Here is a 16,573-nt window from a genome sequence, read left to right on the forward strand (position 1 = left end):
GTCATGAACAAAACAATAAGTATAAATTTAGGAGGTTATTTCTTTCATATAGATGAAGATGCCTATCAAAAGTTAACACGATACTTTGATGCTGTAAAACGTTCACTTTCTTACGAAGGTAGAGATGAAATTGTTAAAGACATTGAAAGTAGAATCGCTGAACTTTTTCAAGAGCGTTTACAAAACGAAAAACAAGTAGTTGGAATCAAAGAAATCGACGAAGTTATTTCGATAATGGGACAACCTGAAGATTATAAAATTGATGAAGACACTTCTTCAAATTTTAATTCTGATTATTCTAATACTAGATCATATTCTAATACTAGAAAACTATATAGAGATAAAGACAACTCAATGTTAGGAGGAGTTTTATCAGGCCTTGGTCATTATTTAGGAATAGATCCACTATGGTTAAGAATAATTATGGTTATTTTATTTTTCGGATTTGGAACTGGTTTATTAATCTATATTATTTTATGGATATTAGTACCAGAAGCTATTACTAATAATCAAAAATTAGAAATGAAAGGTGAGCCTATAAACATTTCTAATATTGAAAAAAAAGTAAAAGAAGGGTTTGATGATATTACTGGAAAAATAAACAATTTAGATCACCAAAAAATTGCCAATACGGCAAAATCAGGGGCAAACCAAGTTGTTTCAACTGTTGGAGATCTCTTCTTGTCAATTTTTAAAGCCTTTGCAAAAATTATTGGGGCATTTATGATGTTCTTTTCATCAATGGCTTTGTTAGGAATTATTATAGCATCAATTGTAATGATATTTTCTTCTTCATTATCTGATAAAATGAAATTTAATTTTATGGACACTCCATTTGATTCAGATGTTCCATTTTGGTTGCAAGGAATTTTATTATTATTTACTGTTGGAATTCCATTTTTGTTTTTAATTATTTTAGGATTAAAATTATTATTAAACAACATGAAACCAATGGCTAGTTATGTGAAATATGGTCTGATAGCTATTTGGGTTATTGCATTAAGTGCAACAATATATTTAGGGATTCAACAAGCGAACCAAGTTGGATTTGAAGGGAAAGTAATTCAAAAAGAATATTTAAACATTCAACCAACAGATACACTTTTTATAAAAATGGAGATCAATGATTTTTATTCGAAAAATGTAAACAGAAGAAGAAATGCAGAATACACACATGATGAACAAAATAATGAAATCATTTATTCAACAAACGTAAGATTGCATTTAATGAGAACAGATAAAGATGTTCCTTATTTTCAAGTTGAAAAAACAGCAGACGGAAAATCAATAAATGAAGCAAAGAACAGAGCTGAAAAAATTAAGTATCATTTTGAAGTTCAAGGAAATAAAATTATCTTAGATAATTATTTAACAACAGAATTTAAAAACAAATACAGAGACCAAGAAGTTCATATTTATCTTTATTTACCAAACGGTTTTGTAATATTTCCCGATGAATCTATAAGTGATTATTTAACATCTAATAATTCAGACATTGGAAAATATTATGGACATGAAGGATTCTTTTACAAAGTAAACGGCTCTGAAATGGATTGTTTAAATTGTTCAGAGGAAGAAAATAATGAGATTGAGATTAATGAAGATGTAAATTCAGACGCTTCTACAACTCTTTATTATGATGAAAACGGGGTTTTGGTAAAAAAAGTAATCAATTCTAAAAAAGCAATTGACGAAATCAAAGACGAAATCAAGAGTGAAATTAAAAAAGTAAAAATAGAAATCAACTAAACTAAATCAACATGAAAACAACAATTAAATTATTAGCTTTATTTTTATTCATTGGTTTTACCTCATGTAAACACAATATTCATTTTGGAAATGGTATCGAGGGTAGTGGAAATATAATTACCGAGAAAAGGAATGTAAGTGAGAAGTTTACTAAGATTTCGGCAAGTACAGGTGTAAATGTTATTGTTGAACAAGGCAGCCCAGCTGAAGTTGAAGTAGAAACAGATGATAATTTAATTGAATACATTGTTACCGAAGTTGAAAACGGAACATTAATCGTAAAAATAGATGGAAATATTGACATGATGACTACAATAAATGTTAGAGTTAAAATGGAAACAATTTCTAGTTTAGAATCTTCAAGCGGTTCTTCAATTACATCTAAAAACGCTTTAAAAGGAACCTCTATTGCATTAAAATCAAGTAGTGGAAGTGAAATTGAAGCCGAATTAGAATATGAAAGCGTAAGTTGTGAATCAACTAGTGGTAGCGAAATTAAAGCTTCTGGAAAAGCTTTACGTTTAGAAACAAAGTCATCTAGCGGAAGTGAAATAGACGCAAGTAATCTTGCGGCAAATGAAGTTTATGCACAATCTACTAGCGGAAGTAGTACAACAGTAAAACCAATTTTAAAACTAGACGGTAAAGCCTCAAGCGGAAGTGATATTAATTACGTTAAAGAACCAAAGAGTATCACAAAAGATGAAACTTCAGGTGGAAGTGTTGATAAAGAATAACAATTAATCTGTGGCATTTAACAAACAATTAATATAAAATTAACAGCTATAAAAGCACAATTAATTAATTTTACAGAACACAATTAAAAACTACAAAAACAAAAAACATGATAAAACTAGTTGTCCAAATAATAGATTTTGCATGTACTTTTATCATTAGCATTATAGAATCTCTATTTTAAGTAATACAAAATTTAAACATCAGTACTTACACTGATGTTTTTTTTTATATTTGTCTAAAATGTAATTCAACGAAAATTTTCATTTAGATCATAAATGGAATGATTCTTGATTTTACTTTAAAATAATTAAATTACTATAATGAAAAAAAATACACTCTTATTTTTATTAGTCTTAACATGCTCATTAACATTCGGACAAAAGAAAGAAAGAATTAAAGGTTCTAAAATTGTTACACTTAGTATTAAAAAACTGGAAAGTTTTCAAAACATCGATGTTGAAGATAATTTAGAAATATTTTTAGTAAAAGCTGACTCAGCCTCAATGGAAATTGAAGCAGATGATAATTTGCACGACATCATTAATTACACTGTACTTGGAAACACTTTAAGAATTAATTCTTTAAAAGATGTTTACGGAGAAAAAAAGTTTTCAATTAGAATTAACTATACCGACAGTTTAAAACTTATTACAGCAAAACATGATACTAAAATTCATGCATTAGCAGATATCGAATTAGAAAATATTACGGTTAAAAATTACGACAATTCACGTTCATTTTTAAACGTAAAATCTAAATATTTTACAATTATTTTAAATGATAAATCAGAAGCTGAATTAAATGTAAAAGCGAATAATACAACTATTGAAGTAAGTAAAGATGCTGAATTGAAAGCTTTAATTGCTTCTCCGGAAGTAAAAATTGATTTGTATCAAAAAGCAAAAGCAGAGATTGAAGGCGATGCAGCCATTGCAAAAGTAAGATTAGACAACAGCTCTGACCTAATTGCTAAAAAATTCACTGTTTCTAATTTAGATATTACAACTGAAAGCTATTCTAAAGCGAGTGTAAATGTGGCAAAAAACATCAAAATTTCAGCAGCTGGAAAATCAGAAATTGAATTATTAGGTGAACCGAAAATTGAAATTATTAAGTTTACCAATAACACAACATTGTATAAAAAAGAGAAATAAAATTAATCTAATACAAACACAAAAAAGCCCGTATTAAGTATTAATACGGGTTTTTTATTATCTAGTAATTTAAAAATTAATCTTTAGAAGCTAAGTAACGTTCAGCATCTAATGCAGCCATACAACCTGTTCCAGCAGCAGTAACTGCTTGTCTATACACATGGTCAGCAGCATCTCCACCTACAAAAACACCTTCTACATTTGTTTTAGAAGTTCCAGGAATATTTTTAATATAACCTGTTGCATCTAAGTCTAAATAATCTTTAAAAATATCAGTATTTGGTGTATGACCAATAGCTACGAAAAATCCTGTTGCAGGAATTACTGTTAATCCACCTGTAATATTATTTTTAACTCTTACACCTGTAACAACTTGTCCATCACCTAAAACCTCATCAGTTTCAGTATTGTACAAAATGGTAATGTTTTCAGTTTTACGAACACGTTCAGCCATAATTTTAGAAGCTCTAAACTCATCTCTTCTTACAACCATTGTAACTTTAGAACATAATTTTGATAAATAATGAGCTTCTTCACAAGCACTATCTCCTGCTCCAACAATAACTACTTCTTGATTTCTGTAGAAAAATCCATCACAAATTGCACAAGCAGAAACACCACCACCTAGTTTTAAATATTTTTGTTCAGAAGGCAATTCTAAATACTTTGCTGATGCGCCAGTAGATATAACAACTGTCTCAGCATGAATTTCTTTTGTATCATTAATCCAAACTTTATGAACATCACCACTAAAATCAACTTTAGTTGCCCATCCGTCGCGAACATCTGTTCCAAAACGTTGTGCCTGTCCTTGCAATTGAATCATCATTTCTGGGCCAGTTACACCATCAACATAACCAGGAAAATTTTCAACTTCATTTGTTGTCGTTAATTGACCTCCAGGCTGTGTTCCTTGATATAAAACAGGATTCATATTAGCTCTAGCTGCATAAATTGCTGCTGTATAACCCGCAGGACCAGAACCTATTATTAAACATTTTACTTTTTCTATTGTATCTGACATAATTATATTTTTTTAAAGCTCCAAAAGTAATAAATTTGAAAGTATTGAAGTGTTATATAAATTACAAAAAAGCGTTTTGTTATTATTTTTTTATAAACAATCTACTTTCAATTAAAAACTTACATAAAAAGAAAAAAGCCTTACATATAAAAATGTAAGACTTTTGTCGGGGTGGCAGGATTCGAACCTGCGGCCTCCTGCTCCCAAAGCAGGCGCGATAACCGGGCTACGCTACACCCCGTATTCGCGAGTGCAAATATACTCCTATAAATTATATCTACAAATTATTAACTCTTTTTTTTAGAAAAAAATATCGCTAATAATTAAATTCAAAATGATTAAATTTGTCAAAAATTATACAACTATGTTAATCATTGGAATTGCCGGAGGTACTGGAAGTGGAAAAACAACAGTAGTTCACCAAATAATGAATGAATTACCTGCAACTGAGGTCGGAATTATTTCTCAAGACTCTTATTATAAAGAAACACATCATTTAAGTTACGAGGAACGTACAAAAATAAATTTTGATCATCCAAGAGCAATTGACTTTGATTTATTAGTCGCACATTTAAAAGATTTAAAAGAAGGCAAAACGATTGAACAACCGGTCTACTCTTTTGTAACTCATGACAGAACTAACGATTGCATTATTACACATCCAAGAAAAGTAATGATAGTTGAAGGTATTTTAATTCTTACCAACCCAGAATTAAGAGAAATGTTTGATATAAAAGTATTTGTTCACGCAGATTCTGACGAACGTTTAATAAGAAGGCTAAAAAGAGACATTGCAGAAAGAGGCAGAGACATGGAAGAAGTCTTAGGACGTTACCAAAACACTTTAAAACCCATGCACCAACAATTTATTGAGCCTACAAAAGCATATGCAGATATTATAATTCCAAATGACAAATACAATACTGTTGCTATTGATGTAGTAAGAGCGGTAATCAATCAAAGACTAGTTTAATTGAAAAAGCGATTTCAAAATATAATAAGTAAGTTCCCATTTATAAAATTTCTGGGTAATAGATACGTTTTAGTATTGCTCCTGTTTTCTATTTGGATGATTTTCTTGGACAACTATTCTTATTTAGAACATAGATTTTTAGATAAAGAAATTGATGAATTAGAAAACAATGAACAATATTATATTAATGAAATAAAAAAAGATAGTTTAAAGATTAAACATCTAAAAAATAGCGATCAGACTGAAAAATATGCTCGTGAAAAATATTTCATGAAGCGCGAGAATGAAGATATTTATCTTATTGAATTTGAAGAAGACCAAGAAGCTAAAAGCAACTAATTTTAATACTAAAATTGCAAACCTGTGCTAGATAATAAAAACCAATTATTTAATGAATTTGAAACTGTTTCTTCGAAAGAATGGAAACAAAAAATTCAATTTGAATTAAAAGGAGCCGACTATAATGATACTTTAGTTTGGGAAAGTCTTGAAGGAATAAAAGTAAAACCTTTTTACCATCAAGATGAATTAGAAAACACAATCAATATTAAAACCAATGTTTCAAATTTTAAAATCTTACAAGATATTTTTGTTTTTGATGTTGAAAAATCAAATAAAAAAGCAAAAGATGTTTTAAATAGAGGTGCAGAAAGTATTCGATTTACTTTAGAGAACGAAAGCATTGATTTTAACACCTTAATGCATGACCTGCCTTTAGTTGACATAAATTACCACATACACTTAAAGTTTATTTCTTTAGATTATTTACAAAAGATAAACAGCTTTGCAACTGAAAATAATGCTTGTATTTTTCTACAAGCGGACCCAATTCACCAATTAGTAACAGATGGTAACTGGTTTACTAATTTAGAATCTGATTTTAAAATTATTGATCCTATCAACTATTTAAATCTAAAATCTTCCATAACTATCCAATCTGGAGTATATCAAAACGCTGGTGCAAATATGGTGCAGCAAATTGCATATACTTTAGCACATATAAATGAATATTTCAATAGAGTATCCACGATTCCAAGTCCCATTACAATTGAAGTTGCCGTAGGAACTAATTATTTCTTCGAAATTGCAAAACTAAGAGCCATACGCATATTGTTCAAAATATTAGCCGCAGAGTATAACCATCATTTAGACTGCCATATTATTGCAACACCTACAAAGCGAAACAAAACACTATACGATTATAACGTAAACATGTTGCGCACCACTACTGAATGCATGAGTGCCATTTTAGGCGGTGCAAATACCATTTCTAACTTACCTTATGATGCTTTGTATCATAAAACAAATGAATTTGGTGACCGAATTTCTAGAAATCAATTATTAGTCTTAAAAGAAGAAAGTTATTTTGACAAAGTCGATAATCCAGCAGATGGAGCCTATTATATAGAATCACTTACAAATCAATTGGCTGAAAAAGCTTTAGATTTATTCAAAAATATTGAATCAAAAGGAGGATTTATTACTTTACTAATTGAAGGAACTATTCAACGAAAAATTAACGAAAGTGCTCAAAAAGAACAAGAGTTATTCGATTCTGGAAAAGAAGTTTTATTAGGAACAAACAAGTATCCTAATAAGAACGACAAAATGAAACATGATTTAGAATTATTTCCTTTTGTTAAAACCAATCCTCGAAAAACGTTAATTACTCCTATTATCGAAAAACGTTTAGCTGAAAAATTAGAACAAGAACGTTTATCTCAAGAAGAATAAGCCATGAGAAACTTTTTTTATTTATTCTTATTAACTAGTTTACATATAAATGCACAAACACCTCTTTGGAATTTAGCAAAAGTTTCAGGTGGAATACCCTATCAAAGTAATACTAACAAAATTGTTACAGACTCTCAGGGAAACATGTATATGATTGGATTCTTTACCAATTCAATCTCTTTTGATGATTTACCTGCTATAACTGCTTCATATTTTGGTAATGGAACTCATTTTTTTGCGAAATTTGATAGTCTTGGGAACTGCTTATGGTTGAAAAAAATTGAAGGAACTAATACTTTTACAATAAATGAAGTAAAAATTGACGACAGTGACAATATAATTATTGGAGGTAATAGTTCTTCAAATACATTAAATACAATTAAATTAAATGATACTTTGCCTATAATAGAAATTTATGGTAATAATTTTATTTTAGCCAAATTTGACACCAACGGTACTTTTTTATGGTCAAAGAAGCAAGACTTAGGAATAAACAATAGCTCTAGTGTGGGTAATTTGACCTTAGGAGAAAATGATACGTTTTATGTTTTTGGAAGTTATGATTCATCTGGATTGATAATTGACGGTATTGATTTACCTATAAATAGTTTTGGAAATGAAAATATTTTTATTGGTCATTTCAATCCAGACGGAACAATAATTTGGATAAAAGGATTTGGACACGAAACAATGAGCCAAATATATTTTTCTACTATTAATTTTCATGAAGGCTCCTTGTATTTGTCAGCTTGTTCTAATTCGGACACAAGTTTTGAATCAGTTGATATAGTTGTTCCACCATCGACTGATATACTCCAATTTATCTTGAAGATGTCTGCCGCAGGAACACCAATTTCAGGAGACGAAGCAATTTTACCATTCTCAGACTTATCATATGTTAAGAAGGTTTTTTTTGGAGACTACATGTATGTTTATGGTTCATTTGATGAATCACAACTAAACATTAATAGCACAATCCTAAACAAGATTGGAAATAGAGATGTTTTCGTAATAAAACACAATCTAAATGGAACCGTTGTTTGGGCAAAAAACTTTGGTTATTCTAATCACACAATATTAATTGATGATATTTTTGCTGACTCAAGTAATAACATTTATCTCGCAACTGACACCTCAACTCCTAACTTTGTTTTTGGAACATCAACTATTAATAATTTTGGTCAATATTCAACACTAATAGGAAAATTAGATAGTGATGGAAATCAAATTTGGGCAAAGAATATTGTAAATAGCCTAAGCAATCAACATAATTTCCCACTAACAATTACAAAAGCTAATGATCTAATTTATGTTACCGGAATATTTAATTACGAACAACTTAACTTTGATAATATTTCTGTCCTTTTTAATCCTAGTCCATTAACTTTGTTAGCAGAAAGCAAAATATATTACGGTTCTATTAGTGAAAGCGCTTTAAATACTGAAGATTTTAATTATAATACACTTATTTATCCAAATCCAACTAAAGACTACTTAAATTTAAGTAGTGATTATAATAGCAAAACTTATAAAATTATTGATATTTCTGGAAGAACAATTCAACAAAGCAGTATTAAAGATTTTAAAATTGATGTTTCTAATTTAAATAAAGGTCTTTACTTGCTAAACATAGCGAATGAGATTAATTTTAAATTTTTAAAAGATTAATTATACAATGAGAAAAGACATACAACATATTAGCCTAAAATCAACAGCTAAAAGCCAACAACTAAATGCTGAAAGCTCATTCTTAACAGCTGAAGGAATTGAATTAAAGCTCAATTATTCTAAAGAAGATATTGAAAATTTAGAACACATAGGTTTCGCAGCAGGTTTTGCACCTCATTTACGTGGACCATATTCTACAATGTACGTTCGTCGCCCTTGGACAGTTCGTCAATATGCAGGATTTTCAACTGCAGAAGAAAGTAATGCTTTTTACAGAAGAAATTTAGCTGCAGGACAAAAAGGCCTTTCAGTAGCATTCGATTTAGCAACACATAGAGGTTACGACTCCGATCATGAACGTGTTGTTGGAGATGTTGGTAAAGCAGGAGTTGCAATTGACTCTGTGGAAGACATGAAAGTGCTTTTCGACCAAATTCCATTAGACGAAATGTCGGTTTCTATGACTATGAATGGCGCCGTTTTACCTATTATGGCATTTTACATTGTCGCTGCCGAAGAACAAGGTGTAAACACTAATTTACTTTCTGGAACGATACAAAACGATATTTTGAAGGAATTTATGGTTAGAAATACCTATATCTATCCTCCTACACCTTCCATGAAAATTATTGCGGATATTTTCGAGTATACCAGTAAAAACATGCCAAAATTCAACTCTATTTCCATTTCAGGTTACCACATGCAAGAAGCAGGTGCAACTGCCGATATTGAATTAGCATATACTTTAGCAGATGGTTTAGAATACATTCGTACAGGTTTAGCTGCCGGAATGGATATTGACACTTTCGCTCCTCGTCTTTCCTTTTTCTGGGCAATAGGAATGAATCATTTTATGGAAATCGCAAAAATGCGTGCTGGTAGAATGATTTGGGCTAAATTAGTGAGTCAATTCGACCCAAAAGACGAAAAATCATTAGCATTAAGAACACATTGCCAAACTTCAGGTTGGAGTTTAACAGAGCAAGACCCTTTCAATAATGTAGCAAGAACGACAATTGAAGCGGCTGCAGCTGCTTTTGGCGGAACACAATCTTTACATACAAATGCTTTAGACGAAGCCATTGCATTACCAACCGATTTTTCTGCTCGTATTGCTCGTAATACACAAATATTCTTGCAAGAAGAAACAAAAATTTGTAAAACAGTTGACCCTTGGGCGGGAAGTTATTATGTAGAAAGTTTAACGGCTGAAATTGCAGAAAAAGCATGGGCTTTAATTGAAGAAGTGGAAGCGCTTGGCGGAATGACCAAAGCAATTGAAGCTGGAATTCCTAAACTACGAATTGAAGAAGCTGCAGCTCGTAAACAAGCACGTATTGACAGTAATCAAGATACAATTGTTGGTGTAAACAAATACCGTTTAGAAAAAGAAGATCCATTGCATATTTTAGATGTCGATAATCAAATGGTTCGTAAGCAACAAATTGAGCAATTAGACAACATAAAAGCTACACGTAATACTGAAAAAGTACAGGAATGTTTAGCTAAATTAACCGAATCTGCAAAAACAGGTAATGAAAATTTATTATCTTTAGCAGTAGAAGCAGCTCGAAACAGAGCAACTTTAGGGGAAATTAGCGATGCTTTAGAAGAAGTATTTGGAAGATATAAAGCACAAATTAGAAGTTTTAGCGGCGTGTATAGCAAAGAAATAAAAAATAACGAGAGTTTTGAAAAAGCAAAACAATTAGCCGACGCTTTCGCGAAGAAAGATGGTCGTCGTCCTCGTATTATGATTGCTAAAATGGGACAAGACGGTCACGATCGTGGTGCAAAAGTAGTTGCAACAGGTTATGCCGATGTTGGTTTTGATGTAGACATTGGTCCGTTATTTCAAACACCTGCTGAAGCAGCAAAACAAGCTGTAGAAAACGACGTACACATTTTAGGCGTTTCATCTTTAGCAGCCGGACATAAAACATTAGTTCCGCAAGTAATTGAAGAATTAAAAAAATATGGTCGCGAAGATATTATGGTAATTGTAGGTGGTGTTATTCCATCACAAGATTACCAATTCCTTTTTGATGCTGGCGCAGTTGCTGTTTTTGGTCCTGGAACTAAAATTAGTGAAGCAGCCATTACTATTTTAGAAGTTTTATTGGAAGATTAAACATAAACTTGTCATGCTGAACTTGTTTCAGTATCTCATATATAAAAAAAACACCAACTTTAACGTTGGTGTTTTTTTTGTTCACAATTTAATCTCAGCCTTAAAAAGACCAAGCAAATTATACTTTATCTTTGTAACATGTTTGCATTAGTCGATTGTAATAATTTTTACGTGTCTTGCGAGCGTGTTTTCCAACCTCAATTTCAAAATAAACCAGTCATTGTTCTTTCTAATAACGACGGTTGTGTTATTTCGAGAAGCGAGGAAGCAAAAGCGCTTGGCGTACCTATGGGCGCTCCTGAGTTCAAATACAAAGACCTCATCAAACAACATGACATCAAGGTTTTTTCGTCTAATTATGCCTTATATGGCGACTTGAGTAATCGGGTAATGAAAACATTGCAAGATTTTACTCCAGATATTGAAAATTATAGTATTGATGAAGCTTTTCTAAATTTTGAAAAGGTAAAAATAGACGATTATAATAATTATGGAATTACTATAAAAAAACGCATTCAAAAATGGGTTGGAATTCCGGTTTGTGTAGGTTTTGGAGAAACAAAAGCACTTTCTAAAATCGCTAACAGAATTGCTAAAAAATTTAAAGAACGAACTGCTGGAATTCATGTAATTGACACCGAAGAAAAAAGAAACAAAGCCTTAAAATGGACCAAAATCGAAGATGTTTGGGGAATTGGTTTTCGATTGTCTACAAAAATGAAGGCTAAAAATATTGACACTGCATTTGATTTCATACAACCATACAATACTGCATTTATAAAAGAATGCATGGGTGTTTTAGGCTTACGATTGCAAATGGAACTACAAGGAATTTCAGTTTTACAAATAGAAGATCAACCAGAAGCTAAAAAAAGTATTGCGGTTACACGCACATTTGAAAAATCGGTAAGTACATTTGAAGAAATGAAAGAACGCGTTTCTACCTTTGCGACCATTGCATCTGAGAAATTACGAAAACAAGATTCGTGTTGCTATGGTATAATGCTTTACATTCGAAAAGACAAATACAAAACCAGTAGCGAGCGTTATAATTTTACAAGCCATGTACATTTATCTTTTGCAACACAATCAGCATTAACTTTAAGTCAAACCGCTATTAAAATGTTGGAAAATAGTTTTGAAAACGGACAAATTTACAATAAGGCAGGCATTATTTTAACCGAAATTATTCCGCAAGAACAAAAACAATTTCATTTGTTTGAAGAAGAAAATCCGAAACACGAAAAGTTGATGAAAGTAATGGATGACATTCGTAAAAAAACAGGCGAACGCAAAATAAGATTGGGCAACCAAGATTTAAATCGGACTTGGAAAATGAAACAAAATCATTTATCTAAAAGATATACTACTAATATTAAAGAATTACTTGAAATAAAATGTCACTAAAACCAGAACTTATTTTTTTTATCCCTGATACGGAAAACGCAAAAGAAATTCCTTTTATTATTGACGGAATAAAAGCTGGTTTTCCGTCGCCTGCAGCTGATTTTGATGAAACAAAAATAAGCATAGACCAACTCGTTATAAAAAACGAAGCTGCAACTTTTTATGCAAAAGCAAGTGGACATTCAATGATTGGCGCTGGAATAGATGATGGTGATGTTTTAGTAATTGACCGAAGTATAGAGCCAACAGATAATAAAATTGCAGTATGTTTTATAGATGGTGATTTCACCATTAAACGTATTAAAATAGAAGAAGATTGCATTTATTTACAACCTGAAAATCCGAAATTCCAACCTATAAAAGTAACCGAGGACAATGACCTTATCATTTGGGGCATCGTAACTTATGTAGTTAAAAAAGTGTAAAATATTTAAACCTATCAGATATCGAACAAAAAAAACCACTTCGTAAACTCGAAACGGCTTTTATAATTCCCTTACTGCTTTTCAGGCATGAACGTCATTCCACTTCTCGGCAAGTTCACTCAGGTTGGCACGCATTAAATCGTCAGGAGTCATGGCAATTCTAAATTCACAATGAGCTTCAAAATTCAAGAACCAAGGTTCTGAAATCGATGGAATTGCTGAGGCATCAGGTACTTCAACAACCATAACAGCACCCCGACAACCGTCTTGTTCAGAAAAATAAATACTCTCGGGTTTGATATCATCTACTACACGACCAATAAGTTCACCAGCAGTACCATTTCTAACCAATGAGTTAAAAGGCTCGATGGGAAAGATAACATTAACTAACATTTTCATAATAATTGTATTTAAAGTTAATACTCCTAAAGTTACAAAATAAGGCACCATTTATAAAGCATAAATTACTTATTATAAATACTTTAACATAATACAAGCCAGTTAAAAAAAACAGTGAAATATATTTCAAATACAATAAAAAAAGATAATTCTAAATATGTTCAATAAATTAAAAAATACAGGTTTTATATCTGTCAGACATGGGGAATATTAATACTTTTTTATAATTTTACAAAATGTCAAAATTACCAAACGTAACAACTAGTATATTCTCTGTAATGTCGCAATTAGCGAATGAACACGGCGCAATTAATTTATCGCAAGGTTTTCCTAATTTCCCTGTAGACGAGCGTTTATTACAAATATCAGAACGTTTAATTCGTGAAAACATTCATCAATATACGCCAATGGCAGGTTTACCATCATTGATGGAAAAAATCGCTTTACTAACAGAGAAAAACTATCAGCGAAAAGTAAACATTGGAACTGAAATACTTATTACAGCTGGTGCAACACAAGGTGTGTTTACTGCAATTAACACTTTTGTAAATGCTGGTGACGAAGTATTGATTTTAGATCCAAGTTACGACAGTTATGAACCTTCTGTTTTAGCAGCTGGCGGAAAACCTGTTCGTGTTTCTTTGAATCATGATTATTCGCCAAATTTCAATACTATTGAAGACGAAATAACTTCAAAAACCAAAATGATTGTAATAAATAATCCACACAATCCAACAGGTAGAATTTGGACGGAAAATGAAATAGAAACTTTAGAAACGATTTTAGAAAAGCATCCTACTATTTTAGTTTTAAGTGATGAAGTATACGAATACATTTCGTTTACACATCCGCATATTTCATTTAACACAAGAGTAAAACTAATTAACAGAACAATCGTGGCTTCTTCTTTTGGCAAGTCCTTACATGTTACGGGTTGGAAAGTAGGCTATTTAATTGCTCCTGAGAAATTAATGCAGGAAATGAAAAAAGTGCACCAATTTTTAGTTTTTAGTGTGAATAGTTTTTCGCAACACGCTATTGCTGAATATTTAGATGTAGTAGATTTTAGCGAAATTGCCAAAATGTATAAAGCCAAACGCGATTTGTTTCGAAATCTAATCAAAGACAGTCGCTTTGAACTAATGCCTTGCGATGGAACGTACTTTCAAGTAGTAAATTACAATCAAATTTCAACTGCAAACGATGTTGATTTTGCTAGAGAATTGATCACAAAACACGGTGTAGCTTCAATACCAATTTCGGTGTTTTATAATGATGCAACAGACAGACATATGTTGCGTTTTTGTTTCGCAAAAACAGATGAAACATTAATTGCAGCAGCAGAAAAATTGAGTCAAATATAAAATAAGTGCATTTTTTAACTTATCTTTACTATTAATATATTAGAAATTATGGCAAAAAGTCAAGACGCAAAGAAAACTGAAAAGAAGGAACCTTTGAAAACTGCTAAAGAAAAAAAGGCGGAAAAAAGAGATAAGAAAAATTCTCCTAAAAGAGATTAAAGAAAAAAAAACACGAATAGATTTCGTGTTTTTTTTCTTTATATATAATTGTGTGTAATTTTGTTTAATGCAAAAAAACGTCTTTTTTAGCCCCGATAGAATCAAGCTACCGTGTAGCGTGGATAGCGGGACAATTGTTGTTTTACTTTTACTTTTGTGCTCCTAAAAAAACTAAACAGTTTCAATTGCTTGAATAGCCGATAGAAAATTGATTTGTTTTACGTGTTCAAAAAAATCGATTTCAGTTTCGTGCGGTAAAAAGTCGGAAATAATTCTAACAATAAAATCTTGAGGTCTTTTTAAATACATAAAAGTGTAATCTTCCATGTTTACAATAGTCTCTGTTTTTAAATTTGTTGTACGAACAAATTTATCAGAAGTCAAAGACGAAAGTGTAGGTAAATTAAGCTTAGCTTCTACTTGAATAGGTTTTCCGTTTTCAAACAAACCACCTTCATAACCATACAAAGAAGTTGTTGTAATTTCTATTGGTTTTCCAAATCCTAAACACGATGACAATTCTGCTTCTTTACCAACTATTGCGGCAAAACCAACCAACACAACACAATCTGAAGATGGTAAATGCATCATTGTTTTAGCAATACTTTCTCTACCAATACCACAAGTAATAACTTGGTAATTGTGCTTTGTATTAATAATTCTATTAATGGCAACCAACACTTTTTCGCGTTCAATTTCCATTGGTGTTAAGATTATAATATTCATTTGCAACTATTTGTTACAAAAGTACAATTCATAATTAAAACAATGACTTTTAATGAATAAGTTCTAAAAAATCATATTTTGCTTTGTTAATAAATAAGACTTGAATAAACCATAAATAATTGTATTTTTACCATTCGAAAATTTAAAAAATCACATGGGTAAAATTATAGCAATTGCAAATCAAAAAGGTGGTGTAGGCAAAACTACAACATCTGTGAATCTTGCAGCATCACTAGGTGTCTTGGAAAAAAAAGTACTCTTAATTGATGCAGATCCACAAGCAAATGCTAGTTCAGGCCTTGGCATAGATGTTGACAATGTAGAGATAGGAAGTTACCAAGTTATAGAGCACAGTAATACGCCTAGAGAAGCTATTATTTCTTGTTCAGCTCCAAATGTTGATATTATTCCAGCTCATATTGACTTAGTTGCAATTGAAATTGAACTGGTTGACAAAGAGGATCGTGAATACATGCTTAAAAAAGCATTAAAATCTATTAAAGAAGATTACGATTACATTATTATAGATTGTGCTCCATCTTTAGGTTTACTTACCCTAAATGCTCTTACAGCAGCAGATAGCGTTATTATTCCTATACAATGTGAATACTTTGCATTAGAAGGTTTAGGAAAACTTTTAAATACTATTAAAAGTGTTCAAAAAATTCACAATCCTGATCTTGATATTGAAGGTTTATTATTGACCATGTATGATTCTCGTTTAAGATTGTCGAACCAAGTTGTTGAAGAGGTGCAAAAGCATTTTAACGACATGGTTTTTGAAACTGTAATTCAAAGAAATATTAAGTTAAGCGAAGCTCCAAGTTTTGGAGAAAGTATTATTAATTATGATGCAACAAGTAAAGGCGCATCTAATTATCTAAGTTTAGCAGAAGAAATTATCAATAAAAACAAATAATTT

15 protein-coding genes and 1 tRNA gene are annotated in these 16,573 nt (G+C 31.0%); 12 read left to right on the top strand and 4 right to left on the bottom strand.

Features of this window, described 5'->3' with window-relative positions; genetic code table 11:
- Positions 1-3 precede the first annotated feature (3 nt).
- The 3 genes from UXY25_RS06395 to UXY25_RS06405 all read left to right on the top strand — a co-directional run bounded on the left by UXY25_RS06395 (position 4) and on the right by UXY25_RS06405 (position 3,641).
- Positions 4-1,749 (top strand): PspC domain-containing protein, encoded by a 1,746-nt coding sequence (locus UXY25_RS06395; protein WP_320815178.1) that lies wholly within the window; start codon positions 4-6, stop codon positions 1,747-1,749.
- Between the two features lie 11 nt (positions 1,750-1,760).
- Positions 1,761-2,486, top strand: coding sequence for a head GIN domain-containing protein (locus UXY25_RS06400; protein ID WP_320815179.1), 726 nt, complete (start codon positions 1,761-1,763; stop codon positions 2,484-2,486).
- Positions 2,487-2,807: 321 nt separating this feature from the next.
- On the top strand, positions 2,808-3,641 hold the full coding sequence (locus UXY25_RS06405; RefSeq protein WP_320815180.1) for a GIN domain-containing protein: 834 nt from the start codon (positions 2,808-2,810) through the stop codon (positions 3,639-3,641).
- Between the two features lie 76 nt (positions 3,642-3,717).
- Here UXY25_RS06405 and trxB read toward each other — a convergent pair whose 3' ends face one another.
- Complete coding sequence (gene trxB, locus UXY25_RS06410) at positions 3,718-4,665, bottom strand: thioredoxin-disulfide reductase (protein WP_320815181.1); 948 nt, start codon at positions 4,663-4,665, stop codon at positions 3,718-3,720.
- A gap of 166 nt (positions 4,666-4,831) precedes the next feature.
- Positions 4,832-4,906: transfer RNA gene (locus UXY25_RS06415), tRNA-Pro, on the bottom strand.
- Between the two features lie 123 nt (positions 4,907-5,029).
- On the opposite strand from UXY25_RS06415, the gene udk reads away from it, so the two are divergent.
- The 7 genes from udk (at position 5,030) to UXY25_RS06450 (ending at position 13,003) form a co-directional block, all read left to right on the top strand.
- On the top strand, positions 5,030-5,638 hold the full coding sequence (gene udk, locus UXY25_RS06420) for a uridine kinase (protein ID WP_320815501.1): 609 nt from the start codon (positions 5,030-5,032) through the stop codon (positions 5,636-5,638).
- The gene (locus tag UXY25_RS06425; RefSeq protein ID WP_414601369.1) at positions 5,639-5,977 is read left to right on the top strand and encodes an FtsB family cell division protein; all 339 of its coding nucleotides are present in this window, start codon (positions 5,639-5,641) and stop codon (positions 5,975-5,977) included. It abuts the gene before it with no gap.
- Positions 5,978-6,001: 24 nt separating this feature from the next.
- Positions 6,002-7,372: a methylmalonyl-CoA mutase subunit beta gene (locus UXY25_RS06430; protein ID WP_320815183.1), complete on the top strand. Its 1,371-nt coding sequence runs from the start codon at positions 6,002-6,004 to the stop codon at positions 7,370-7,372.
- 3 nt (positions 7,373-7,375) lie between these two features.
- Entirely contained in the window at positions 7,376-9,040 is a 1,665-nt protein-coding gene (locus tag UXY25_RS06435; RefSeq protein ID WP_320815184.1) for a T9SS type A sorting domain-containing protein, read from the top strand.
- 7 nt (positions 9,041-9,047) lie between these two features.
- On the top strand, positions 9,048-11,171 hold the full coding sequence (scpA, locus tag UXY25_RS06440; protein ID WP_320815185.1) for a methylmalonyl-CoA mutase: 2,124 nt from the start codon (positions 9,048-9,050) through the stop codon (positions 11,169-11,171).
- A 138-nt stretch (positions 11,172-11,309) separates the two neighbouring features.
- The gene (locus tag UXY25_RS06445; protein ID WP_320815186.1) at positions 11,310-12,578 is read left to right on the top strand and encodes a Y-family DNA polymerase; all 1,269 of its coding nucleotides are present in this window, start codon (positions 11,310-11,312) and stop codon (positions 12,576-12,578) included.
- Positions 12,569-13,003 (top strand): translesion error-prone DNA polymerase V autoproteolytic subunit, encoded by a 435-nt coding sequence (locus UXY25_RS06450; protein ID WP_320815187.1) that lies wholly within the window; start codon positions 12,569-12,571, stop codon positions 13,001-13,003. Before UXY25_RS06445 ends, UXY25_RS06450 begins: the two co-directional genes overlap by 10 nt.
- Positions 13,004-13,084: 81 nt before the next feature.
- Here UXY25_RS06450 and UXY25_RS06455 read toward each other — a convergent pair whose 3' ends face one another.
- Positions 13,085-13,402, bottom strand: a complete 318-nt coding sequence (locus UXY25_RS06455; RefSeq protein ID WP_320815188.1) for a panthothenate synthetase — start codon at positions 13,400-13,402, stop codon at positions 13,085-13,087.
- Positions 13,403-13,638: 236 nt separating this feature from the next.
- Here UXY25_RS06455 and UXY25_RS06460 point away from each other — a divergent pair, with 236 nt between their 5' ends.
- Positions 13,639-14,766: a methionine aminotransferase gene (locus tag UXY25_RS06460; protein ID WP_320815189.1), complete on the top strand. Its 1,128-nt coding sequence runs from the start codon at positions 13,639-13,641 to the stop codon at positions 14,764-14,766.
- Between the two features lie 330 nt (positions 14,767-15,096).
- Here UXY25_RS06460 and UXY25_RS06465 read toward each other — a convergent pair whose 3' ends face one another.
- Positions 15,097-15,651 carry a hypothetical protein gene (locus UXY25_RS06465; protein ID WP_320815190.1) on the bottom strand — a complete coding sequence of 185 codons (555 nt, stop codon included), beginning with the start codon at positions 15,649-15,651 and terminating at the stop codon, positions 15,097-15,099.
- Between the two features lie 154 nt (positions 15,652-15,805).
- On the opposite strand from UXY25_RS06465, the gene UXY25_RS06470 reads away from it, so the two are divergent.
- The gene (locus UXY25_RS06470) at positions 15,806-16,570 is read left to right on the top strand and encodes an AAA family ATPase (RefSeq protein ID WP_320815191.1); all 765 of its coding nucleotides are present in this window, start codon (positions 15,806-15,808) and stop codon (positions 16,568-16,570) included.
- Positions 16,571-16,573: the final 3 nt, after the last annotated feature.

The organism is Flavobacterium sp. (assembly GCF_034111225.1).
GTDB lineage: Bacteria > Bacteroidota > Bacteroidia > Flavobacteriales > Flavobacteriaceae > Flavobacterium.

Coding starts and splice junctions, on each gene's coding strand:
- UXY25_RS06395 (WP_320815178.1), top strand. CDS start 4: ATGAACAAAACAATAAGTATAAATTTAGGAGGTTATTTCTTTCATATA.
- UXY25_RS06400 (WP_320815179.1), top strand. CDS start 1,761: ATGAAAACAACAATTAAATTATTAGCTTTATTTTTATTCATTGGTTTT.
- UXY25_RS06405 (WP_320815180.1), top strand. CDS start 2,808: ATGAAAAAAAATACACTCTTATTTTTATTAGTCTTAACATGCTCATTA.
- trxB (WP_320815181.1), bottom strand. CDS start 4,665: ATGTCAGATACAATAGAAAAAGTAAAATGTTTAATAATAGGTTCTGGT.
- udk (WP_320815501.1), top strand. CDS start 5,030: ATGTTAATCATTGGAATTGCCGGAGGTACTGGAAGTGGAAAAACAACA.
- UXY25_RS06435 (WP_320815184.1), top strand. CDS start 7,376: ATGAGAAACTTTTTTTATTTATTCTTATTAACTAGTTTACATATAAAT.
- scpA (WP_320815185.1), top strand. CDS start 9,048: ATGAGAAAAGACATACAACATATTAGCCTAAAATCAACAGCTAAAAGC.
- UXY25_RS06445 (WP_320815186.1), top strand. CDS start 11,310: ATGTTTGCATTAGTCGATTGTAATAATTTTTACGTGTCTTGCGAGCGT.
- UXY25_RS06450 (WP_320815187.1), top strand. CDS start 12,569: ATGTCACTAAAACCAGAACTTATTTTTTTTATCCCTGATACGGAAAAC.
- UXY25_RS06455 (WP_320815188.1), bottom strand. CDS start 13,402: ATGAAAATGTTAGTTAATGTTATCTTTCCCATCGAGCCTTTTAACTCA.
- UXY25_RS06460 (WP_320815189.1), top strand. CDS start 13,639: ATGTCAAAATTACCAAACGTAACAACTAGTATATTCTCTGTAATGTCG.
- UXY25_RS06465 (WP_320815190.1), bottom strand. CDS start 15,651: ATGAATATTATAATCTTAACACCAATGGAAATTGAACGCGAAAAAGTG.
- UXY25_RS06470 (WP_320815191.1), top strand. CDS start 15,806: ATGGGTAAAATTATAGCAATTGCAAATCAAAAAGGTGGTGTAGGCAAA.